Below are 23,009 nucleotides of genomic sequence, written 5' to 3'. Positions count from 1 at the left end.
GTAAGCTGGGGTGGACATGAAAGTCTGATAATCCCAAAATGCGCCGGTTTTGTGGCTTCCCAATTTAATCCACAACATAAAGAACACCGCATGTTGCGGTTGTATGTTGGTTTGGAAGAGGCCGATTATATAATTAAAGATCTGGAGCAGGGGTTTGAAAAAATGGATGAGTAATTATTTTTATAACTTATTTTTAAAAATTTACTATTCTTGTCATTCTACTATCTGCAATAATGCCCTCTAAAATAAGGGATAGCGCCCACCTACAATGTTGCAACACTATATCGTTCCGCAAGATTATTCAACCTCCCATTAAAGAGTCGCAGCGGAAATTGTTAAGTTAACTCAAACTTAACTAAAATGGGTGGTTTTCAAATGGCCTATTTTAATACTTAATACCTTTCGTCAGACAATAGTTACTTTTTAATATTATCCGCAATTACACTTCTGAAAGAATTGAAATTTTCTTTCCCACCTTCCCGCCAAATACCGATGATAACACCTTTAGGGTTAATCAATATTTTCAATGGTATTGTACTAACAAAATATGACTTTGTAATTTTTTCATTGATTAATGCATTTACCCACACATTAATTCCATCTTGCTCTACTGCTTTCAGATAAGCCGATGTATCTGTATCTTTTGAGATACTAATAATCTCAAAACCGTATTTATTATACTCTTGGTAAAGTTCTTTTATCTGAGGAAAGTCTCGTCTGCATGGGCCACACTAACTGGCCCAAAAATCAAGCAACACATATTTACCTCTAAATGAACTAAGTAGAAACGGATTACCCGACAGATCAGTTTGAATAATTTCAGGAGCCATCATGCCTATACTAATTTTATAAGAGTCAATTTTCTTTTTGATGTACCTGCCAAAATAACCATCCTGATCCTTCTTTGATAACGTGCTATACTTATCTGCCACTATTTTAACCTCCCCGTCGGAAGGATTTTTTAAAAAAGATGCATATTCGTTTAGTACATAGTTTGTTAAAATGGATGATGGCTTTGCCTGCATGTATTTATAGTACACATTTATTTTCATCGCTTTTCTAATCGAATCAATTTCATTCGCAGATTGCGACATCGCTTGTGTATCAGTATCAGCTTTACGTTCCGAACGAATCTTATAAATTGTTTGTAGTTGTCGCCCGTAAGGTTCAGCTTGGGACTGCAGCGGTTTATATTCAACGTATGCACGGGAGCCTGAAACTTTTGCGTTTGAAAAAGAATCTGACGAAGAAATCAATACTGTAGATGGCTCAACTATAAGTGTAAGCATGAACCCAGTCTTAAACTGGTCAGGACTTTCGGAGTTTTTAGCATACAAAGTTATAAGTGTGGTTACTCCTGTTTGGACACTAAAACTATATTTATTGTTTATTACTTTTGCACTATCAAACCCATCTTTATTACCATCCAAACAGATCATATAAACATAATTGAGCGGTTCTTTAAAATGGCTAATTGAGCTATGAATAATTAACTCCCCTGGTTTTCTATTTTTTATATCTGTTTGAGTAAAGGCTAATAGTGGCGTACTGATTAAAAGATAAAAAAGAAAATTTTTCATTGCTTTAAATTAATGTATGAAATTATGGAGTTTACAGAGATTTAGTAAACCTTAAACAGTGCTGTTAAGTTGCAACTTTAATTCCATACATAATAATTTAAAAAGGTTGTAAAATACAAGCTGGAGGGATATTGTGCTGATAGCCGAATGCTACCTTCATTACTTTCAACTACTATGATTTGATTCACCTGCTTTACAATTCCATAATAAAACCGTTGTAGCAACCTTAAATCTTTTGTGATAAATTCTCCCTGGGCTACCAGGCCATCCCTGTATTAAATTTGCTTTTTATAGTTGATGTTTAGCCCGTCAGTTAAAACAACTTTTGCCAAATAACCGCTATCTGCAGGGATGTGAGAGATGAAAGCGATTTTTCCTTTTACCGAACCATATTCCTGAAACGGATAAGGAGGCGAATTTTAGCAATCCCTGCTGACTCAATGCTACTTTGCTAAAGTTGGATTGCGGGATGATTACCTGCGCATAATATTCGCTGTTGCCAGGCTTAATAAAACAGATGGTCTGGCTGGCCTGCAACGGTTAATGTTCCTGAACAAATGCAGCAAAGGCAACCTTTCCATTGATAAAGATTACCTGAATTTTAAAACCCATTGTTGTTATAAAAATGTGTGACGTTGGTTTTAAATGAAGAAATTGATTTTTGAGTGCTGATAATGTACCCCTGCTATACAAATTCTTAGCTTGCCATACTGTTTTTAAAACACTGCTCATTCCCCATTCCTTTTTTTTATAGCTTTTTTACCGTTTATAAAATTGGGTAGGCCGTGTTACAAAAGGAAGTTATATTTTTGGAATATGCGATATATACGTTACACCCTTATAGCCATTATCTGTTTTTGCACCACAACCCATGCACAGGAAAAATGGGACCTGCGTAAAATTGTAGATTACGCGGTTACTAACAACATCAGTATTAAACAGGCTGATGTGCAGGCAGCCATTACCGGACTTACACTTAAACAAAGTAAACTCGGGCTTTTTCCTACGGCAAACTTTAATGGCAGTACCAGCTACAATAATGGACGAAACCAGGACCCTACTTCCTTTAACCTGATAACTCAAAGTTATATCAATGCAGGTTTTCAGTTGCAAACCAGCGCTGAAATCTTTAACTGGTTTAGTAAAAAAAATACAATCCTCAGCAACCAATGGCAGTATGAAGCGGACAAGGCTTCTGTTGACAAATTAAAAAATGATATTTCGTTAACAGTTGCCAATGATTACCTGCAGATTTTATTAAGCAGGGAACAGGAAAATATTGCACAGGTGCAATTAAAACAAACACAGGCACAATTGTCCAATACGCGTAAGCTGGTAAATGCCGGCTCTTTGCCAGAATTGAATGCGTCCGAACTGGAAGCACAGGAAGCGGTAGATAGCGCAACGTATATCAATGCAAAAGGAAATGTGGCACAGGCTACTTTGGTATTAAAATCAGTAATCAACATGGATGCCGCGGCTCCTTTCGATTTGGCAGTACCCTCCGTAGAGCAAATACCTATTGAAAAAATAGCCGACCTGCAACCAGATGCTGTATATGTAATGGCAGTTAAAAATCTACCACAACAAAGAGTAAACATTTTTAAATTAAAAGCTGCACAAAAAGCAAAAGAAGTAGCCAGGGCAGGGATGTATCCTACCTTTTCGGCCTTTGGTGGATTGAGCAGTAACTTTATCAACACAAAAAATTCGATCTTTGCTCCGGCAGGCACTTACAGTAGCAGTCCTTTAAGTCCGCAAATAGAAGTAGGCGGTACCATCTATAAAGTAAATTCACCTGATTACAGTATTATTGGCAAAAAAGGAACCGCATTTCTCAGGCAGATAGATAACAACTTCCGTCAGCAGATTGGTTTAGGCATGAGCGTACCAATTTTTAGCGGTGGCCAGTTGCGTACCAATTATGAACGCAGTAAATTAAATATAAAAAATGCAGAACTACAGCAGGAAGCGGATAACCAAACTATCAAACAGGACATTTACCAGGCTTACAACGCAGCAACAGTAGCACTTGAAAAATTTAACGCCAGCCGGAAAAGTGTAACGGCATCGCAACGCACGTTAGATTTTGCACAAAAAAGATATGAAGTGGGTATGTTGGGTACGTTTGAATTAATTACCCAGCAAAACAATTTATTCAGGGCCAAACTGCAGGATGTATTAAACCAGTATGATTTTGTTTTTAAAATGAAAGTGCTTGAATTTTACAAAGGACAGGGAATAAAATTGTAAAAACAGCTCCGAAATTAATGCCGGGGCAAAAAACAGATGGAAGAAAAATCCTGCTCAAATAGTATTATTTTTCCTGAGGTTGATGTACTCCACCACCGCAGGATGACGAACGAAAATGTAATTTTTAAATAGTTTTTTAAAACAGCAATTATTTTGATTTGGATAATAATATCCAAATAACAGGCACACAATAAATAATATAACTTCATCTTCTGTTTTGTAGAAAAAAAGCAAACAGGGATAAAACTAATTAACATGAGCAAGACCGTAAAATGGATTCTTTTTAGCGTGGCAGGATTGGTAATAATACTGGGCGGATTAAAATTTGCCGGGGTATTTGGTAAGGATGAAGGAACAAGCGTTACAGCCGAAAAAGTACAAAAACGTACCATTACCGAAATTGTAAATGCCAGCGGTAAAGTATACCCGGAAATTGAAGTAAAAGTGAGTCCGGATGTAAGCGGTGAGATTACTGAACTTACCGTGCAGGAAGGCGACAGTGTAAAAAAAGGACAGATTTTGGCCCGCATTTTTGCAGATATCTACAGCATCCAGGCTACGCAGGCAGCAAGTGGTGTAGTACAAAGCCAGGCACAGGTTGCCAATTCACAGGCTGCTTTAGATGCATTGAAGGCAATGGTTGACCAAACACAGAAGACATACAACATGCAAAAGAAATTGTACGATGATAAAGTAATCAGCAGCAACGAATTTAATTCGGCCGATGCCGGGTACAAATCGGCCCAGGCCAATTACAATGCCGCTAAACAGGGCATCAGGGGCGGACAGGCTGCAGTGCAAAGTGCACAAAGTAACCTGGCAAAAGCCAATAAAGATTTAAGCCGTACTGTCCTGCTGGCACCCATGAACGGAGTGGTAAGTTTACTGAGTGTAAAAAAAGGCGAGCGGGTAGTTGGAAGCAACATGATGGCAGGTACAGAAATGCTGCGCATTGCAGATATGAGCAAAATCGAAATCAGGGTAGACGTTGGTGAAAGTGATGTTCCAAAAGTGCATCTGGGAGACAGTGCTATTGTAACAGTAGATGCCTATACCGATAGAAAATTTAAAGGCATTGTAACACAGATTGCCAGCAGTAACAATGGAGCCAGTACGCAAAATGCCCTGGCCTATGCCAGTACAGATGTAACCAATTATAAAGTATACATCCGTTTATTACCCGAAAGCTATCCTGATTTGCTGAGTAAAACCAGTTATCCCTTCAGGCCGGGAATGAGTGCCAGTGCGGATATTCAAACCAAAACACATACCAATGTATTAAGCGTGCCTATCAATGCAGTAACCACCCGTGAAAAAAAAGACAGTACCAAAGCTGATAAGAAAATGGTAGGGGGAGAAGCCGCAGCGCTTAGTGTAGATGACCTGGAAGTAGTGGTATTTGTTTTAAATAAAGATGGATCGGTAACAAAGAAAAAAGTGAAGACATCTATACAAGATATTAACTACCTCGAAATTACTGAAGGCCTTACGGAAGGCGAGGAAGTAATTACCGGCCCGTATGATATTGTAAGTAAAACGCTAAAAGAAAAAGACAAGGTTAAAGTGGTAGATAAAAAAGAATTATTTACCCAAAAAAAATAACAATATCTTAATTTTTTTGTATTGCCATTGCACAACTTTTCGAGAAGAAAAGTTGTGCTTTTTTTTAACCGTACCTGTCATGATAAATAAACTTACAATATTGATGTGTTTACTGCTGCTAAGCCGCGCTGTTGCTGCCCAGCAAATCCCGTTAGTAGTAACTGTGGCTTCAACTTCAACCAAAACCGATTCTTTGGCTGGTGCAAGCTTACAATTGTATGTTTTGCCAGATACGATATTACTCAACACACAAACTGCTTCTATAAAAGGAAATACTTTTTTAGTAAATGCTTTTAAGGCTTATTTACTAAAAGCCACTGAAATTGGATATGAGCCTTTAGAAAAAACTGTTACAGTAAAAGATCAGCCGCTTAAAATACCACTGGTGTTTAAACAGAAACTCACTTCTCTTAATTCCGTGGAGATAGTTTCCAGGAAACAACTCTTTAAACAGGAAGATGATAAAACCATTGTAGATGCTACCGTATTGGCAAACAGCAGCAGCAATGCGTACGAAGTTCTGGAAAAGACACCTGGTGCGGTTATAGACCAGGATGGCAACGTATATTTAAGCAGCACCACACCGGCCACCATTTTTATTAATGGCCGGGAAATGAAACTAAGCAGCGCTGATATTGCATCTCTGCTAAAAAGTTTGCCCGCAGGCAGTGTTAGTAAGATAGAAATATTGCGCAGCCCGTCGGCAAAATATGATGCGGCAAGCAGCGGTGGTATTGTAAATATTGTACTAAAGAAGGGAATCAAAATCGGTAGCAGCGCCAGTACCAATGCCGGATATTTTCAGGGAGTGTACAGCACACAAACTGCAGGGATAAATATCAATAAAAGTGCTGGTAAAATCAATAGCTATTTTAGTTACCAGTTTACCAAAAGAAACAATTTTGAAGCGCTTGCCTCCAACAGGTTTATAAAAAAAGATTCCTCTTTGCTTACACAAAATGCTTACACCACTTACCCTGCCGTAAACAATTATTTTGGTGGCGGTATTGATGTGGCCCTTACAAAAAAATTCAATATTGCCTTCGATACCCGAATAATTAATACCAATAGTACCAGCGATGCCCGCAATAACAATATTATTTATAAAGATCCTTCTCAGGATATATTAAGCAAAAGCCAGTCGGATGTAAACAATAAAACGAGCGCCTTTTTTATTGGCAATACTATTTCATCCAAATATAAAATAGATTCAGCAGGCAGTGAATGGACGATGGAGTTTGATTACAACTATTATCAAAATAGTAATACCCAGGATTATAATAATTATTTCTTTTTTCCCGCAAAGCCATTTGTAAATGGCAATGGAGAAAACAGGAATGATAAAAATATTGGTGTAGCACAAACTGATCTTACGCTGAAAGTCCCCTATAAAATTACTATAGAAACCGGTATTAAGTTAACTGTCAGCAACAGCAAAAACAGCGCTGCCTATTTTTACAAAACCGGCAACAGCGATAGCCAGGTTGATCCATACCAGACCAATACTTTTAAATACAAGGAAACTATTAGCGCCGCTTATGTACAACTGGCAAAAACATTTTTTAGTTTTACGCTAAAACCCGGGCTGAGGTTGGAAACTACTGATATCAATGGCAGGCAACTGGTTCCGCAGGATACTGTTTTATCCATTAAACGAACCGATCTTTTCCCCTATGTTTTTTTACAGCATAACCTGTTTAAAATGTTTGGTTCTTATTTGGTTGGCAATGCTATTTACCGCCGCAGCATTAAGCGGCCTTACTACGAAATACTTAACCCCTATCCAAAATATATTGATGCCTATTTGTTTGATGTGGGCAACCCAAAACTGCAACCACAATTTACCACCAACTATGAACTGAATGTAACCTTTACCAATTTTCCGGTTTTTGCCGTGGGCATCAACCAAACCAATAATATTTTCAGCAATGTTACCTACCAAAATGATATCACTAAAATTGCCTATCGTACCTATGATAATCTGGGTAAAAATAAAGAGTTTTATGGCCGGGTAGTTGGTGGCATTCCGCCAGGGGGGAAATATTTTTTTTATATGGGTGCCCAATATAATTACAATAAATACAATGGTATCTATCAAAACCAGCCGTTGAATTACAAACATGGAAGCTGGTTGTTTTTTATGTACCATGAATTGAAAGCTACCAAAACAATTACACTGGATGTACAAGGCTTTATGCGTACCAAAGCCCTGCAAAATTTTTATGAGCTGGATAATTTTGGCGGATTATATTTTTCTGTAAATAAACGCGTTTTAAATAAAAAAGGCAACGTTATTCTTTCTATAAACGACCTGTTACAAACCAACAATACTAACTTTATTTTAAACCAGGCAAATGTACATGCAAGTGGGTCTAGGGTAAATGATACCCGCAGGCTGGGCATTACATTCCGCTATAACCTCGGACTAAGTAAGCCAAAAGAAAGTAATTCATTTGGAACTCCGGTGGATAGCAAGGAAAATTAAAAATACTTTCCTCCTTATTCCTGCACCGGCAGGCTTTAGCCTTTATGAAAATAATTTTTCTGCCACGGCAACACTTTCCGGCTTGCCGACATCTACCAGCAAATCACCACTGTGATCGTATCCGAGAATAACATGTTCTGCGGCCAGATCAAGATAGGTTTCTATGATAGAAAATTTTCCTTGCTGCCTGATTAAATTAAATATCGCTGGTTGATACATTACTACGCAACTGTAAGCCATTGCTTTTAGCTGGGTACTGCTTTTTTCTTTTTCTGAGAACAGCAGGTGGGGGCCTTTTTCTTCGCCGGTCTGTACATTGCTCCAGCCACATAAACGACTTTGCCCATCAAACAACAATACCCTGGATGATTTTCTGTTAGTAATTCCAAATGTAACGAGTGGTTTATTTTGCTGATGAAAAGCCATCAGTTTATTTAAATCCAGGTTAGTAAGAATGTCGACATTTAAAGAAAGAAAAGGCTCATTGCTTTCTAACAAATCCCTGGCTTTTAATAAGCCGCCGCCGGTTTCCAGCACTTCATTTGTTTCATCGCTAATTAACAGATTACTGCCCCAGCCATTACTTTCTTTTATTGCAGCAATAATCTGATCAGCAAAATGATGCACATTTACCACTACGTCCCATATATTATATTGCTGCAGATATTCGATATTTCTTTGCAATAAAGATTTACCATTTACCAACGCCAGTGCTTTGGGATGAGCGTCTGTCCAGGGTTTAAAACGGCTCCCCAGTCCTGCCGAAAATATCATGGCTTTCATAGCATATTATCCTTTTGTTTCTGCAATTTTTTGCTCAATATGGTTTAACTGTATTTTAACGCCATACTTGTTTCTTAGGTGCCGGGCTACTGCATCGGCCGCATACACACTACGGTGCTGACCGCCGGTACATCCAAAACTAATGGTCAAATTTTCGAAGCCACGGGCAATATAATCTTCTACTGAAATATCTGTAATTGCATACACGCTGCTTAAAAATTCCGGCATTTTTGTTTGCTGTTCCAGGTAATCTTTTACCGGTTTATCCCGACCGGTTAATTTTTTATATTCCTCTATCCGTCCGGGATTTAGTATGCTGCGCATATCAAACACAAACCCACCGCCGTTGCTAGTTTCATCTTTTGGATAACCACTTTTAATAAAAGAAAAACTGTTCACTTGAACTATGAGCGACGTTTCGGCGGTTGCCTTTACAGGTTGAAATTTTTTAACAACATCGGCTGTAACAATCAGGTGTAATAACCTTTCCAGTTCTGGCAATCCTACAGTCATTTTGTTATCCAATATAAACCGTTGCAGATTTTGTAAAGCCAATGGAATGCTGGTTAAAAAATGGGCTTTTCGTTCAAATAATCCACGAAAGCCATAGGCTCCCAACACCTGCAATAAACGAATCAAAACATATCCATTGTACTCTGCTTCAAAACGGGTTTTATCAACCGGCTGTTGCAAAATTGTTTCCAGGCAGATGATATAATAGTGCAGCAAATTTGTTTTCCATTCATCACTTAGTCCTGCCTTGGCCTGCCAAAGTAAAGATGCCACATCATATTGTACCGCCCCCTTCATACCACCCTGGTAATCTATAAAATATACCGCATCGTTTTTTACAATAATGTTCCTGCTTTGAAAATCACGAAACATAAAATATTTATGCTCCGCATTAAACAAACTGGTACTGAATGTTTCAAATTCAAGCACCAGTTTTTCTTTATCGTATGGAATTTTTAACGTGTCTAAAAAATAATATTTAAAATATAACAGGTCGCTTAAAATTGCCTGCTTACCAAAAGCATTACTGGTAATACAATAATTATAATCAAGTGCTTTGTCGCCACTTACCTGCAGGTTTGCGAGCGCCAGTAAACTTTTTTGAAATAAAGAATATACATGGCCGCTATGCCCTTCAACTTCCAGGATATCTAATAAAGAAGTATCGCCCATATCCTGTTGCAGGTAAATCGTTTTATTTTCATTTATAATATAAATTTCCGGAACCGGGCACCATGCTTTTTTAAATTGTTCACTAAAATAAAGAAAGGCCTCATTTTCTTTTACATTGTAATTACTTGTTGCAATAAAGGAACCCGTAGCAGTTTTAATCCTGAAATAAACCCTGTCGCCGCCACTTTGCGGAATCATTTCAATATCAAGTATGGCCTCTTTACAATATTGCTTAAATAGTTGTTTTATATCCTCCATTGCCAACGCGTATTAGTGATTTTGGTAAAAATAGAGCATTTTGCTCATCGTTTGAAACTACTGGTTGAATACAATAAAAACTGTGTGAGAAGCTACAACGCTAAAATAAATTACCGCTAATTTTACGCATTTCATTACTTTATCTTTTATTAAAAGCAAAGGGATTACAATAATATAACACAGCTCAAAGTTATTTTGAATAATTTATCGAATAAAAAACATAGATTTGCATCTCCATTTTCTTACCTATTACCCAACCACAAGTCCCTCCTTGTAATTTTTTCATTTGTAAAATATAAAAGGTTATGAAGATTAAACTTCTTCTTTTAGTAGTTTGTGTGGCTATCATTTGTTTGGCTCACCCTGCTTTTGCACAAAAAAAAGTTGTAATTATGGGTTCTTCCACCGCTGCGGGTTATGGAGCCACCAGCTATCCGTTATCGTGGGCCGGAAGGTTACAAAGCAGCTTCAACATGAATACCACTGACGGAATTGATACTACTTTTTTTAATATAGCGGTGGGCGGCTATACTACTTACCAGGAAATGCCTACAGGTTATGTGCCACCTGCAGGAAGGCCAGCTTGCGATCAATTGGCCAATATAACAAAGGCTTTGAGCTACGGTCCCGATGTGGTAATCATCAACCTGCCCAGCAATGATGTGGGTGCAGGCTACACAATAACAGAAACCATGTACAATCTGCGGCTGATGTACAGCAGTATTAGTTCCAGCGGAGCGAAATGTTATATTACCACCAGCCAGCCCAGGAACGATTACAGCGATGTACAACGGCAGGCTTTGCTGGAAATGAAAGATTCCATTTTAACACAGTTTCCTGTATTTTCTATCAACTTTTGGGATGATCTTGTTACTACCGATGGGAAGAATATGCTGAGGGATGACAGAAGAGATCCAACTTCTCCGTTACACCCCAATGATATAGGGCATGGATTTCTTTTTGGCAGGGTGCAGGATAAAAATATTTTCAGCAGCGTGCTTCCCGTGCAGTTAACCCGTTTTAATGCCCGGTTAAAAAATGACTGTACCAGTTTTAGCTGGCATACAGAACAACAGGAACCGAACACCACTTTTGACATTGAAAGAAGTGCAAATGATATTGATTTTGAAAATGTATTTAGTACAACGGTTGCCGAAGCAAAACAATCTGCAGACTATGTTGGTACCGATAAAAGTGCGTTACCGGGTAAAAGTTTTTACAGGATTAAAGTTATTGAACCATCCCACAAATTTTATTCAACCACCATTGGTATTATCAATAACAATTGTTCATTCATGATATCCGGTTTATATACGAACAATAATGGCGCTACAGTAATTGCTGATATCAGCAACAATAAAAAAGGATATGCGTTGGTAAGTATTATTAATACTGCGGGAGTTGTGTTGCAACAAAGTAAACAATACATCGCCCTGCCTTTTACCAGGATAATGTTACCCATTGCAAGTTATGCAGCGGGTGAATACTATCTCAGGGTTAGCACAGATAATGATAATTGTTCAATAAAAGCATTTATAAAATAGCAAGAAAACGCATGGTATTAAACCCCAAAAGCTTCTTTGCTTTTGGGGTTTTTATTTTTACAAGAATTAAAGTTTTTTGCTTTTTTGCTTTATTAAATTTATACCCTGTTTATATTTATTGTTCGATATTACAGGTTCAAATAAAACAATCAACACATGAAAAAAATTATCTTGCTTCTTTTACTATTCTTTATTTACACCCTTTCTTTTTCGCAGGGTAAAATTGTTGAGGGTCTCGTAATACACAGTAAGCTATTGGCAAAGGATGTTAAATATTCCATTTATCTTCCCGGTGATTACGAAGTTTCACAACGCAGATACCCGGTACTGTATTTATTGCATGGGTATAGTGATGATGAAACCGGCTGGACACAATTTGGTGAGGTACAAAAAATAACCAACGAAACAATTGCCCAAGGCGATGCTACACAAATGATTATTGCCATGCCGGATGCAGGTGTATCCTGGTACATCAATGATGCTGCCGGCAAAGTACCTTATGAAGATTTTTTTATAAAAGAATTTATTCCCTACATTGATTCTGTTTATAAAACACGCAACAAAAAAGAATATCGTGCAGTGGCGGGTTTGTCAATGGGCGGTTATGGATCGTTGATCTATGGTATGAAACACCCGGATTTATTTGCTGCCTGCGCCCCTTTAAGTGCTGCTGTATGGAACGATGAGCATATCGCCGGGCTGTCTGCAAACGACTGGAGCAATTATAAATTCAACGAATTGTATGGCACCAATGCTGAAGGAAAAAAGCGGTTGACAGATACCTGGTACAAAAATTCTATCCTAAAAATTGCTGCCACCACACCGGCTGAAAAACTAAACCAGGTGCGCTTTTACATAGATTGTGGCGACGATGATTTTTTAATAAAGGGCAATATGGAACTGCATGCTTTACTAACAGACCAAAAGGTAAAACATGAATTTAGGGTACGGGATGGTGCACATAACTGGACCTACTGGAGAACGGCTTTACCGGAAGTACTGAAGTTTGTAAGCGAAAGTTTTCACCGGTAATTCCATTTTGTATTTTAAAATCACAAACCTAACCGGGGGATGTTGGATAGTACTATTCAATATCCCCCGGTATTTTTTTCGTCAAACTCTTTTCTGTACTGCAGGGGCGTAATTTTTTTTACCTGCTTAAATTGTTTGCTGAAATTTGCCCAACTGTTGTAACCGCTTTCGTAACATATTTCCATCACTGCTTTATTGGTGCTGGTAAGTAGTTTGCAGGCATGACTGATACGCAAATCCTGAATAAAATCAAAATAAGTTTTCTTAATGTTTTTTTTAAAAAAACGACAAAATGTAGGGATGCTCATGGCCGCCACATCGGCTACCTGTTTTAAGGTAACTGGCGTTAGATACCGCTTAAAAGAAAAATCGATTATTTTTTCAATGGCAGGATTAACATGGTTATTACTGAATAAAAAATTTTGCGTAAGAGCAACAAAATCAGGTGTAGTACTTATTTTTTGTATGCATTGCAACAGGTTACCCATTCGTTGAAACCCTTTCAGCTGATGTATTTCAACCAGTAAAACAGCAATTTCCTTTTGCAGTTTTATACCTATTTGTATCCCGTCATTTTTTTGTAGTAATTGGTTTATATTTTTAAGCTCCGGCAAATCTAAAAAAACATTACCCAATATTTCCTTTTTAAAATGCAGCACTAACGCAGCTCCAATGGTTTTATGATGTTGTTTTTTAAACCAGTGCGGCAAATTGCCTGCAATAAAATACAAATCTCCGGGTTTGTATTCGCCGATAAAGTCACCAATCATGGCTGTGCCATACCCTTCGGTGATCAGTATCAGTTCAAACTCTTCGTGGCGATGCCAGTTGGTTTCAAAATCAGGCGTACGGTACATACGGCAGGCAAAACTCTGCTGTTCCTCCAGGTGTATTTTTTGAATCAATGTTTTCATTCATCTTCTTATTAACTGCTATCTTATCAATTATTGCACATAAATTTATCAATAACTGATAAGATAGCATATTTTATTTTTAAAATAGCAGTTGTACATACCCGTTTAAAGGCAGAACTTTATCTTTTAAAAATTCGATTGTATCATAGTGTATTTAAAATTGCTGTATGCTGTTATTAGGTATTGATGTAGGAACCTCTTCTATAAAAGTTGCCATCGTAGATGCGCAAACACAACAATGTATTATATCTGTACAATATCCGGATGCGGAAACAGGCATCACCACCCTGCAAAAAGGCTGGGCCGAACAAAGCCCGGAGATGTGGTGGGAAAATGTACAGCAGGCTATCATTAAAGCGCATGCTTCCAAAAAATACAATTCGCAGGATATTGGTGCCATTGGCATTGCCTATCAAATGCACGGACTGGTTTGTGTAGATAAAAACCAGCAGGTATTGCGTGACAGTATTATCTGGTGTGATAGCCGTGCAGTTGAAATTGGCAACAAGGCTTTTGATGCCATTGGCCACGAAAAAAGTTTACAGCACTTATTAAATTCTCCTGGAAATTTTACAGCAGCCAAGCTGGCATGGGTAAAACAAAACGAGCCGGAAATTTTTGCACAGATTGATAAAATAATGTTACCCGGCGATTTCATTGCCATGAAATTAACAGGGCAAATCACTACCAGCGTTTCTTCATTAAGCGAAGGCATATTCTGGGATTTTAAAAACCAGGAACTGTCGCAGGATGTGTTTGATTATTTTGGCTTTGACAAAGGATTGATTCCCGAAGTGAAAGAAGTATTTACGCCTCATGGAAATGTGCAGGCTTCTGTTGCTGAATGCCTTTCACTAAAAACTGGCATTCCTGTATCCTACAAAGCAGGAGACCAACCCAATAATGCCCTCTCCTTAAATGTGCTGGAGCCTGGCGAAGTGGCTGCCACAGCGGGCACTTCCGGTGTTATTTACGGGGTAAGTAACCAGTTGGTGTATGATCACCAGTCAAGGATCAATAGCTTTGCGCATGTAAATTTTACCGAAGAAAGAAAAAGGATCGGGGTATTGTTATGTATTAATGGAACGGGCATTTTAAACAGCTGGATAAAAAATATTACAGGTAATACATTTTCATATCCCGAAATGAATGCAGCGGCGGCGGGTATTGCACCCGGTAGCAATGGTTTGCAAATGCTGCCTTTTGGCAATGGTGCCGAGCGCATGCTGGAAAATAAACTGGTGCAAAGCCACATACACAACATTGATTTTAATGTACACAAACCTGCCCATTTATTTAGGGCAGCGCAGGAAGGAATTGCTTTTGCTTTTCGATATGGTTTTGATATTATGCGGGAGAATGGTATGCAACCTTCCCTAATCAGGGCAGGCAAAGCCAATATGTTTTTGAGTGATGTATTTACCCACTGCTTTGTAAATGCAACCAATGTTCCGGTTGAGTTGTATGATTGCGATGGAAGCGTGGGTGCTGCAAAAGGTGCTGGTATTGGAACGGGCTTTTATAAAACACCCAAAGAAGCATTTTCAAACAGTACGCCGCTAAATTTAGTAGAACCTACGCAAGCAAAAGTATATGACGAATTGTATGGCCTGTGGAAGGGGCTGCTGGCAAAAAATATGGCGGTGTGATTTGTAAAAATAAATAACAGGATATTAAATTTGAACGGGCGGTGCCATGAAATACAATGGTAGAAGAGTGCGACGCCCATGAAGTTTGATTGAAAAACTATTGTGCGGTCAACAAAAAAAAGTAAAATAAAAATTAAACTATAATTTCTACACTTCCTCATCATTTTTTTAGATGAGGGCAAACCAAAAACATATGTCAGTAGTAACAGGTAACAAAGAATTTTTTAAAGGCATCGGCCAGGTAAAATTTGAAGGAGTGGAAAGTGATAACCCCCTGGCTTACCGCTGGTACGATGAAAACAAAATAGTGGCGGGTAAACCCATGAAAGAATATTTACGTTTTGCCTGTGCTTACTGGCATTCGTTTGTAGGCAATGGTGGTGATCCCTTTGGTGAACCAACTCATTTGCATCCATGGAACGAAAAGGCGGATGCAGTAGAAAGGGCAAAAGACAAGGCCGATGCAGCATTTGAATTTATTACAAAGCTGGGTATGCCTTACTACTGTTTTCACGACGTGGATGTTGTGGATTATACCAGCGACGTAAATGAAAATGACCGTCGCCTGCAAGCCTTAACAGATTACTTAAAACAAAAGCAGGCTGCCAGTGGTGTAAAATTATTATGGGGTACCGCCAATTTATTTTCTAACAAAAGATATATGAATGGTGCTGCTACCAATCCTGATTTTCATGTATTGGCGCATGGTGGTGCACAGGTAAAAGCTGCGCTGGATGCAACGATTGAGCTGGGTGGAGAAAATTATGTTTTTTGGGGCGGCCGTGAAGGCTACATGAGTTTGCTGAATACCAATATGAAAAGAGAGAAGGAGCACATGGCACGCTTTTTACATACCGCGAAAGACTATGCAAGAAAAAATGGTTTTAAAGGCACTTTTTTTATTGAACCAAAACCATGCGAACCAAGCAAACATCAATACGATTATGACAGTGAAACCGTTATTGGTTTTTTACGTCAGTTTGATTTACTGAATGATTTTAAATTAAATATTGAAGTAAACCACGCCACACTTGCAGGCCATACTTTTCAGCATGAATTACAGGTTGCTGCAGATACCAATACACTGGGTAGCATTGATGCCAACCGGGGTGATTATCAAAATGGATGGGATACAGACCAGTTTCCCAACAATGTAAACGAATTGGCAGAAGCCATGCTGGTAATTTTAGAAGCTGGTGGCTTTGGTGGCGGCGGTATTAACTTTGATGCAAAGATTCGCCGAAACTCCACTGATGCAGCTGATTTATTTTATGCACATATTGGCGGTATGGATACTTTCGCAAGGGCGTTGATAGTTGCAGAGGCGGTTTTAAATAAATCTGACTATAAAAAAATAAGAGCCAACCGGTATGCAAGTTTCGACAGTGGCCAGGGCGCTGCATTTGAAGCTGGCAAATTATCGCTGGAAGATTTAAGAACCTTTGCAGTTGAAAACGGAGAACCAAAAACAATCAGTGGTCAGCAGGAGTATCTGGAAAATATTATCAACCGGTATATTTAACAGCATTGCAGAATATCGGTTGAGGGCAAAATAAAAAACGGCCCTTCTGAATGCGTTCATCGAAAGGGATTTCATTTTATCAGGATTGCCTGTAAGGATAATTACTTACAGGCAATTTTAACTTGCAATTGAGTTCTATTTAATTCAAGAACAAAAATCAGCCAAATGACTCATTTTATTTTCTGCAGATTACTGATTGGTTTCTTGTTACTTGCCTCTTTTTTTTCAGGAACTGCGCAATCAAAAAAGAGAATACCTGTTTCGCAACCTTTGATTTCAAATATCTATACAGCCGATCCTTCAGCGCATGTGTTCAATGGAAAAATTTATATTTATCCTTCGCATGATATAGAATCCGGTATTCCTGAGAATGACAATGGCGATCATTTCGATATGCGGGACTACCACATTCTTTCTATGGATAGCATTGGTGGAAAAGTTACCGATCATGGTGTTGCGCTGGATAAAAAAGATATTGCCTGGGCAGGCCGGCAGCTGTGGGCACCGGATGCAGCTTACAAAAATGGCACCTGCTATTTATATTTTCCATTAAAAGATAAACAGGATATTTTTAGAATTGGTGTTGCCACCAGCAAAAAACCTACAGGGCCCTTTAAGGCTGAACCTATGCCCATTAAAGGAAGCTATAGCATTGATCCCTGTGTTTTTAAAGACAAAGATGGCAGCTATTATTTATACTTTGGTGGTATATGGGGCGGGCAACTGCAACGCTGGAAAAATGGCGTGTATGATTCAACAACTCCTTTGCGCAAAGCGGATGAACCGGCCGTACTTCCAAAAATAGCCAGACTAAGTGCTGATATGAAAAGCTTTGCTGAACCAGTAAAAGAAATACAAATACTGGATGAAAATGGCAAACCTTTTTTAGAAGCCAATAACGGCAAGCGGTTTTTTGAAGCTGCCTGGATGCACCTCTACAAGGGCAACTATTATTTTTCTTATTCTACCGGGGATACACACAATATCTGTTACGCCATGGGCGATAATCCTTATGGCCCTTTTACATATAAAGGGATCATATTAAAACCGGTGGATGGCTGGACAAGCCATGAATCAATTGTTGAAATAAAAGACAGGTGGTATATTTTTTATCACGACGTGCAGCTGTCTGGTAAAACATATTTGCGCAATGTAAAGGTTACTGAATTAAAATACAGAAAAGATGGCAGCATCATTCCGGTTGACGCCTACAAATAAATAACCACTATGAAAATATTTACAACGGTTGTACTTGCTGTAAGTATGCTGATAAACATGCAACAGTACACGTATGCACAATCACAAAAACTTAGCAAGCCAATTGATAGCGTAAAAGGGTTGAAAGACTTTTATAAAAATTATTTTACCATGGGCGTAGCCGTCTCTCCTCGGTCGCTTGCAAATAAAGAAGAAGTACAACTGATATTAAAAAACTTTGAAAGTATTACTTCGGAAAATACTATGAAGATGGGCCCCATTCATCCGAAAGAAAATGTTTACTACTGGAAAGACGCAGATGCCATTGTTGATTTTGCAGTGCAACATCGGCTTAAAATAAGAGGCCATAATCTTTGCTGGCACGAGCAAACACCCGCCTGGTTTTTTAAAGACAGCAGCGGTAACCTGGTAACAAAAACAGGTTTATTACACCGGCTGAAAGATCATATCACAACAGTAGTAAACAGGTACAAAGGAAAAGTATATGCCTGGGATGTGGTGAATGAAGCGGTGGATGACAACCCAAACAATTTTTTACGCAACTCTTTATTTTACCAAATTTGTGGGGAAGATTTTATTGCTAAAGCATTCGAATATGCACATGCAGCCGACCCCAATACTCTCTTGTTTTACAACGATTACAATACAGAAAGAAAAGAAAAATCAGACCGCATTTATATCCTTTTAAAAAAATTGAAAGAAAAAGGTGTACCCATTGATGCGGTGGGCTTACAGGGACACTGGAGTAATTTTGAACCGGATAAAAATGAACTGGAATATACCATTCAAAAAATGGCTTCACTGGATTTAAAAATACAGGTTACCGAGCTGGATGTTTCTGTTTACAAATGGGAAAAAGAACCGAGAGCGAAAAACGCAACTGATATAGATTTATACACACCGGTAATTGAGCAGCAACAAACAGCAAAATATAAAATGATATTTGAAGTGTTGCGTAAATACAAACAGTTTATTACCGGCGTTACCTTCTGGAATATCAGCGACCGGCATACCTGGCTGGACAATTATCCTGTAAAAGGCCGTAAAAATTATCCCTTGCTATTTGACACAAATCTGCAACCCAAAAAAGCATTTTGGGGAGTGGTTAATTTTTAAATGGACTTTGTTTCACGCAAAGGGTAATAATAAAAATAAGATATACAAAGATTTTACTTTAACCCGTGAAACTTCTCAAATTACTAATTAAAAAAACTGAGTGTTCTTTGTTAACCCAGTTCTCTTTTTATGAAACAAAAACTATAATAGAAAAGAAAGGTCTTCGCCAGCAATAATGGTCCTTTTTGTTAGGGCATCTTTTTCATCCCGGTAAAATAACGTTCCCTCATAATCTCCTTTAAACACCAGGAGGTTTGCTTCCAGTTGCAGGTAAGTACCTTCGGGCAAAGCAACAATGGGTAAGCCGGGGTTCATTTGCATAAATTCCTGCAGGCGCTGGTCACGGGTTTCTCCATTGTGATTTGTAGGTATAACATTGTTGTAATGCGGATTTATCTGAAAGGGCAACAAGCCCAATGCATTAAAACTTTTGGGTGCAACCACGGGCATATCATTGGTGGTTCCAATACCAGGTGCTGTAATATTTGCGCCTGCGCTCCAGCCAATATATGGCGTACCCTTATTTACCTTATCCCGTATAATGTCCAGCAATTGACAATCATAAATATCATGCAACAATTTAAAAGTATTACCTCCACCCACCATAATTGCATCGGCTTTTTCAACAACTATTTTAGCATTTTCAGGCAGCACCGTTGTAATGGTGTAAGGCAATTCATTTAATGCCAACCGAACCATCTCTGCGTATGCTTCATAATTATTGTCGACGCTTGCAAAAGGAATAAAGGCAATATTCAATGCTCGCCCGGCCAAAAAAGTTTTAATTACCGGCACCGCCATTTCCAGGTAACCGCCATCTCCTGCTCTTGAACTGCTGAAAATCAATATTCGATTTGTATCCATGCTGAAAATATATGCTTGTTTTTCAAAGATATTCTTTGCAAAAGAAATAATGTAATAATAGGCCGCATTTAAAATTAATTTTTGTATCTGGTAAAGGGAACCCTGCGGCACTCTGTATCCACTAAAACGGCAAGAGACTTAACTACGTAAGAGTTGGCTCTTTTTGTAAAATAAAATAACACAAATATTTGCGTGCTGTAGGAACGCTCCATTCAAAAAATATTGGCTATCAAGGGGTCGCTCCGATGGAGCGGAAATACCTGTTTAATATTTTTTTCTACAAAGTGGTGGCTCCGATGGAACCTGGGTCACAAACTTTGCATTTTACAATAGGCTGAAGGACGATAACTTTTGCAAACGCTTTTTTAAAGCTTACAATAAAATTTTAGCTTTTCAATATCCGCAATTTATAATAATTTTAAAGTATGAAAAGTGGCTTACTTTTTTTGCTGTTTACCGGTTGTACTTTTATTGTAAAAGGTCAGCAGGAAAACAATTTTATAAGTTTATATATTCCTTCTTCCCAAACCTATTGCACTGCGGCTATCGCTGACTATGTACAATCAAAGTATACGGATGATAAAGATAAACTGGGTGCCATCTATGGTTGGGTTACCGCCAATATCCGTTATGATAAAGATAGTATGTACAACATCAACTGGGGCGTGGATGAACACACTAAAGCAGCTTCTACTTTGCGAAGGAGAAAAGGCGTTTGTGAAAATTTTGCCACTGTTTTTACCGATATTGTTTCTAAATGTGGCATCCCGGCATTTACAGTTACTGGTTACACGAATCAATTTGGTAGTGTAAAAAAAACGGGGCATAGCTGGAGTGCAGTACAACTGAACAACGAATGGCTGCTGTGCGATCCTACCTGGGACGCTGGTTCCATCAATCGCACCAACTGGTTTTTGATATTCCCGGTTCAGTTTATTGAAACTCACATGCCTTTTGATCCGCTCTGGCAATTGATTCCACAACACTTATCTCAAAAAGAATTTGACCGGGGAAATTATTATAAAAAAAAGGATACCCCGCTTTGGAATGTTGCTGATTCGATTGACAGCTTTCTGCAATCGGACAGCCTGCAACAACTGGAGGCATCTTCCCGGCGTATAGTACAAGCAGGTATAGAAAACGATGTGGTAAAATACTGGCGGAATTATATTGATATGAAAATTGCCATCGTATACGGCGATCAGGATATGAATTTATATAATGGCGCAGTTGCTGATTTCAATAAAGCAACCGCTGTTTTTAACGCATTTATTCAATACAGAAACAACCGTTTTGTTCCTGCAAAAACTGATGCTGAGATCATTGCTATACTGCTACCTGTAAATGGGTTACTTACTGATGCCCGAAAGAAAATAAAGCACATTGGAGAAACGGTAGAAAATTTTCAATATGATACCGGCGGCTTAAAAGAACGGCTGGATCGTTTGGCTGCGAAGACGGCAGAACAGCAATCTTTTTTACAACAATATGTGGCAAGTACTGTTGCCAGCAGGGATAAATTATTTTATAAATAGTGCATTTATTTTACACAAAGTATACAACAAAAACAAAGTATGCAAAGCATTATACTTGCAGGTAACGTTTGCTTTCGTCGTTAGCTCTGTATCCTTTTCGATCTTTGTGTGAAAATTATTTTAAGAGTAACTATTAAAATTCTCTGCAGCCTAAAGGTGCCTATTTTCATTCAGTTTATCAGTAAAACGGAGTAGATTCGTACATACAATTAATTTTACCGATAAAATAAATTTCATAAAAAAATATATTTTCTTTTTTACTGTTGCCATCGCTTTGGTTTTTGGAACCGCATTTGTTGTAAAAAACAACGCTGATGAATGGGTGCCGTTGTTTGATGGCAAAACGCTCAGCAACTGGAAGGTAGGCGACAATGCCGCCACGTTTACAGTTGAGAATGGAATGATTGTAGTAAATGGTGAAACAGCGCATTTATTTTACAACGGCGATGTACACCAGCACGATTTTAAAAACTTTGAGTTCAAGGCTGAAATAATGACATTGCCGGGTTCTAATTCAGGCATCTATTTTCACACGGCTTATCAGCAAGGCGGATGGCCTGAAAAAGGTTATAAAGTGCAGGTAAATAATTCGCATACCGACTGGAGAAGAACCGGCAGTTTATATGGCATTCAGGATGTAAAAGAAGTTTTTGTAAAAGACAATGAATGGTACACTGAATACATTAAAGTACAGGGAAAAAGAATACATATAAAACTGAATGATAAAACTGTAGTAGCCTATACCGAACCCGAAAATGTGCAACGCAGTGCCGATAATTCTTTGCGTAAAATTTCTGATGGTACTTTTGCTTTGCAGGGCCATGATCCAAAAAGCAAAGTTTATTTTAAAAATTTAATAGTGAAGATTTTACCGGATTAGGATTTTACAACCTGATCATTTTTTCTTTGCACAAACATGCTGTTTACTTTAATTCGACACTAATTATTTTATGATTTTTATGGCACTGCCTCCATGCGATGTATAAAATAATTCCTGCTTTCAAATTTACCTTTTGCTGCTGATGCTTCGGGTTATTTAACCAATCAGTATCCGTATGTTGAAATGATGTTTTAGGATGGAAATATTCGCCTACGTTGTAATGCATTTTTAAATACTGTAACCAGTTATACAATGGCAGAATACAAAACCGGACCTGTGAAATTGCAAGGCCAAAAAAAAAACGGAGTTACCAGCCTGCTTACCCAGCTTTAATAACAATCACGTTAAATTTTATGGCAGGTATAAATTTACCACCCTGCCTTGTTTTACTGCAGGTGATAAAACAGTGAGCGAGTCGTTGTTTAATACAAGTACTCTGCCCTCGGGGTTTAAGTCCCATAAGCGCCCTGTAAAAAACACATTCATACCATAATGAATGCTGGATTGAGGTGCCCTTCTGCCCATGCTGTATTTTATCCAGGCATCTCCTTTGGTAATTTTTTTGTACAAGGTGGTGTCCACATCTGCC

Annotated in this window: 17 protein-coding genes and 1 pseudogene; 11 read left to right on the top strand and 7 right to left on the bottom strand. The window is 38.3% G+C overall.

The genetic code is table 11. The features are described from left to right. Positions 1 to 416: 416 nt before the first annotated feature. Both H7254_RS21535 and H7254_RS15255 read right to left on the bottom strand, forming a co-directional pair. Positions 417 to 719 (bottom strand): annotated as a pseudogene (locus H7254_RS21535) (TlpA family protein disulfide reductase); the annotation flags it as partial. 12 nt (positions 720 to 731) lie between these two features. Further along, positions 732 to 1,580, bottom strand: a complete 849-nt coding sequence (locus tag H7254_RS15255) for a DUF4369 domain-containing protein (protein WP_301933781.1) — start codon at positions 1,578 to 1,580, stop codon at positions 732 to 734. Between the two features lie 816 nt (positions 1,581 to 2,396). Here H7254_RS15255 and H7254_RS15250 point away from each other — a divergent pair. The 3 genes from H7254_RS15250 to H7254_RS15240 all read left to right on the top strand — a co-directional run bounded on the left by H7254_RS15250 (position 2,397) and on the right by H7254_RS15240 (position 7,920). Then, on the top strand, positions 2,397 to 3,833 hold the full coding sequence (locus H7254_RS15250; RefSeq protein ID WP_301933780.1) for a TolC family protein: 1,437 nt from the start codon (positions 2,397 to 2,399) through the stop codon (positions 3,831 to 3,833). A gap of 255 nt (positions 3,834 to 4,088) precedes the next feature. Beyond that, entirely contained in the window at positions 4,089 to 5,435 is a 1,347-nt protein-coding gene (locus tag H7254_RS15245; protein WP_301933779.1) for an efflux RND transporter periplasmic adaptor subunit, read from the top strand. A gap of 79 nt (positions 5,436 to 5,514) precedes the next feature. After that, entirely contained in the window at positions 5,515 to 7,920 is a 2,406-nt protein-coding gene (locus H7254_RS15240; RefSeq protein ID WP_301933778.1) for an outer membrane beta-barrel protein, read from the top strand. Positions 7,921 to 7,962: 42 nt separating this feature from the next. Here the strand turns inward: H7254_RS15240 and H7254_RS15235 are convergent, their stop codons facing one another. Further along, entirely contained in the window at positions 7,963 to 8,703 is a 741-nt protein-coding gene (locus tag H7254_RS15235; RefSeq protein WP_301933777.1) for a sugar phosphate nucleotidyltransferase, read from the bottom strand. A 6-nt stretch (positions 8,704 to 8,709) separates the two neighbouring features. Beyond that, a complete protein-coding gene (locus H7254_RS15230; protein ID WP_301933776.1) occupies positions 8,710 to 10,146 on the bottom strand; it encodes an RNase adapter RapZ in 1,437 nt (478 codons plus the stop codon). A 305-nt stretch (positions 10,147 to 10,451) separates the two neighbouring features. Here H7254_RS15230 and H7254_RS15225 point away from each other — a divergent pair, with 305 nt between their 5' ends. Further along, positions 10,452 to 11,690 carry an SGNH/GDSL hydrolase family protein gene (locus H7254_RS15225; RefSeq protein ID WP_301933775.1) on the top strand — a complete coding sequence of 413 codons (1,239 nt, stop codon included), beginning with the start codon at positions 10,452 to 10,454 and terminating at the stop codon, positions 11,688 to 11,690. 156 nt (positions 11,691 to 11,846) lie between these two features. Continuing rightward, a complete protein-coding gene (locus H7254_RS15220) occupies positions 11,847 to 12,722 on the top strand; it encodes an esterase family protein (RefSeq protein ID WP_301933774.1) in 876 nt (291 codons plus the stop codon). A gap of 56 nt (positions 12,723 to 12,778) precedes the next feature. Here H7254_RS15220 and H7254_RS15215 read toward each other — a convergent pair whose 3' ends face one another. Continuing rightward, entirely contained in the window at positions 12,779 to 13,636 is an 858-nt protein-coding gene (locus H7254_RS15215) for an AraC family transcriptional regulator (RefSeq protein ID WP_301933773.1), read from the bottom strand. 167 nt (positions 13,637 to 13,803) lie between these two features. Here H7254_RS15215 and H7254_RS15210 point away from each other — a divergent pair, with 167 nt between their 5' ends. The 4 genes from H7254_RS15210 (at position 13,804) to H7254_RS15195 (ending at position 19,141) form a co-directional block, all read left to right on the top strand. Beyond that, positions 13,804 to 15,285: a xylulokinase gene (locus H7254_RS15210; RefSeq protein WP_301933772.1), complete on the top strand. Its 1,482-nt coding sequence runs from the start codon at positions 13,804 to 13,806 to the stop codon at positions 15,283 to 15,285. A 193-nt stretch (positions 15,286 to 15,478) separates the two neighbouring features. Beyond that, positions 15,479 to 16,807 carry a xylose isomerase gene (gene xylA / locus H7254_RS15205; protein WP_301933771.1) on the top strand — a complete coding sequence of 443 codons (1,329 nt, stop codon included), beginning with the start codon at positions 15,479 to 15,481 and terminating at the stop codon, positions 16,805 to 16,807. A 165-nt stretch (positions 16,808 to 16,972) separates the two neighbouring features. Beyond that, complete coding sequence (locus tag H7254_RS15200; protein WP_301933770.1) at positions 16,973 to 18,025, top strand: glycoside hydrolase family 43 protein; 1,053 nt, start codon at positions 16,973 to 16,975, stop codon at positions 18,023 to 18,025. Between the two features lie 9 nt (positions 18,026 to 18,034). Then, positions 18,035 to 19,141, top strand: a complete 1,107-nt coding sequence (locus H7254_RS15195; RefSeq protein ID WP_301933769.1) for an endo-1,4-beta-xylanase — start codon at positions 18,035 to 18,037, stop codon at positions 19,139 to 19,141. A 141-nt stretch (positions 19,142 to 19,282) separates the two neighbouring features. Here H7254_RS15195 and pepE read toward each other — a convergent pair whose 3' ends face one another. Next, positions 19,283 to 20,005: a dipeptidase PepE gene (gene pepE, locus H7254_RS15190; RefSeq protein ID WP_301933768.1), complete on the bottom strand. Its 723-nt coding sequence runs from the start codon at positions 20,003 to 20,005 to the stop codon at positions 19,283 to 19,285. Between the two features lie 425 nt (positions 20,006 to 20,430). On the opposite strand from pepE, the gene H7254_RS15185 reads away from it, so the two are divergent. After that, the gene (locus H7254_RS15185; protein WP_301933767.1) at positions 20,431 to 21,540 is read left to right on the top strand and encodes a transglutaminase domain-containing protein; all 1,110 of its coding nucleotides are present in this window, start codon (positions 20,431 to 20,433) and stop codon (positions 21,538 to 21,540) included. A 274-nt stretch (positions 21,541 to 21,814) separates the two neighbouring features. Then, on the top strand, positions 21,815 to 22,420 hold the full coding sequence (locus H7254_RS15180) for a DUF1080 domain-containing protein (RefSeq protein ID WP_301933766.1): 606 nt from the start codon (positions 21,815 to 21,817) through the stop codon (positions 22,418 to 22,420). A 351-nt stretch (positions 22,421 to 22,771) separates the two neighbouring features. Here H7254_RS15180 and H7254_RS15175 read toward each other — a convergent pair. Next, the coding region (locus H7254_RS15175; protein WP_301933765.1) for a hypothetical protein at positions 22,772 to 23,009 on the bottom strand (238 nt) is incomplete at its 5' end.

The sequence above is a fragment of the Ferruginibacter sp. genome (assembly GCF_014377975.1).
Lineage (GTDB): Bacteria > Bacteroidota > Bacteroidia > Chitinophagales > Chitinophagaceae > Ferruginibacter.
The sequence above is the reverse complement of the archived record's forward strand: the minus strand, read 5'-3'. Positions and strand labels throughout refer to the sequence as shown.

Bases quoted from the DNA above. Each gene is read 5' to 3' on its own strand.
- xylA (WP_301933771.1), top strand. From the start codon at position 15,479: ATGTCAGTAGTAACAGGTAACAAAGAATTTTTTAAAGGCATCGGCCAG.
- H7254_RS15185 (WP_301933767.1), top strand. From the start codon at position 20,431: ATGAAAAGTGGCTTACTTTTTTTGCTGTTTACCGGTTGTACTTTTATT.
- H7254_RS15225 (WP_301933775.1), top strand. From the start codon at position 10,452: ATGAAGATTAAACTTCTTCTTTTAGTAGTTTGTGTGGCTATCATTTGT.
- H7254_RS15220 (WP_301933774.1), top strand. From the start codon at position 11,847: ATGAAAAAAATTATCTTGCTTCTTTTACTATTCTTTATTTACACCCTT.
- H7254_RS15210 (WP_301933772.1), top strand. From the start codon at position 13,804: ATGCTGTTATTAGGTATTGATGTAGGAACCTCTTCTATAAAAGTTGCC.
- H7254_RS15195 (WP_301933769.1), top strand. From the start codon at position 18,035: ATGAAAATATTTACAACGGTTGTACTTGCTGTAAGTATGCTGATAAAC.
- H7254_RS15255 (WP_301933781.1), bottom strand. From the start codon at position 1,580: ATGAAAAATTTTCTTTTTTATCTTTTAATCAGTACGCCACTATTAGCC.
- H7254_RS15245 (WP_301933779.1), top strand. From the start codon at position 4,089: ATGAGCAAGACCGTAAAATGGATTCTTTTTAGCGTGGCAGGATTGGTA.
- H7254_RS15215 (WP_301933773.1), bottom strand. From the start codon at position 13,636: ATGAAAACATTGATTCAAAAAATACACCTGGAGGAACAGCAGAGTTTT.
- H7254_RS15230 (WP_301933776.1), bottom strand. From the start codon at position 10,146: ATGGAGGATATAAAACAACTATTTAAGCAATATTGTAAAGAGGCCATA.
- H7254_RS15250 (WP_301933780.1), top strand. From the start codon at position 2,397: ATGCGATATATACGTTACACCCTTATAGCCATTATCTGTTTTTGCACC.
- H7254_RS15240 (WP_301933778.1), top strand. From the start codon at position 5,515: ATGATAAATAAACTTACAATATTGATGTGTTTACTGCTGCTAAGCCGC.
- H7254_RS15235 (WP_301933777.1), bottom strand. From the start codon at position 8,703: ATGAAAGCCATGATATTTTCGGCAGGACTGGGGAGCCGTTTTAAACCC.
- pepE (WP_301933768.1), bottom strand. From the start codon at position 20,005: ATGGATACAAATCGAATATTGATTTTCAGCAGTTCAAGAGCAGGAGAT.
- H7254_RS15200 (WP_301933770.1), top strand. From the start codon at position 16,973: ATGACTCATTTTATTTTCTGCAGATTACTGATTGGTTTCTTGTTACTT.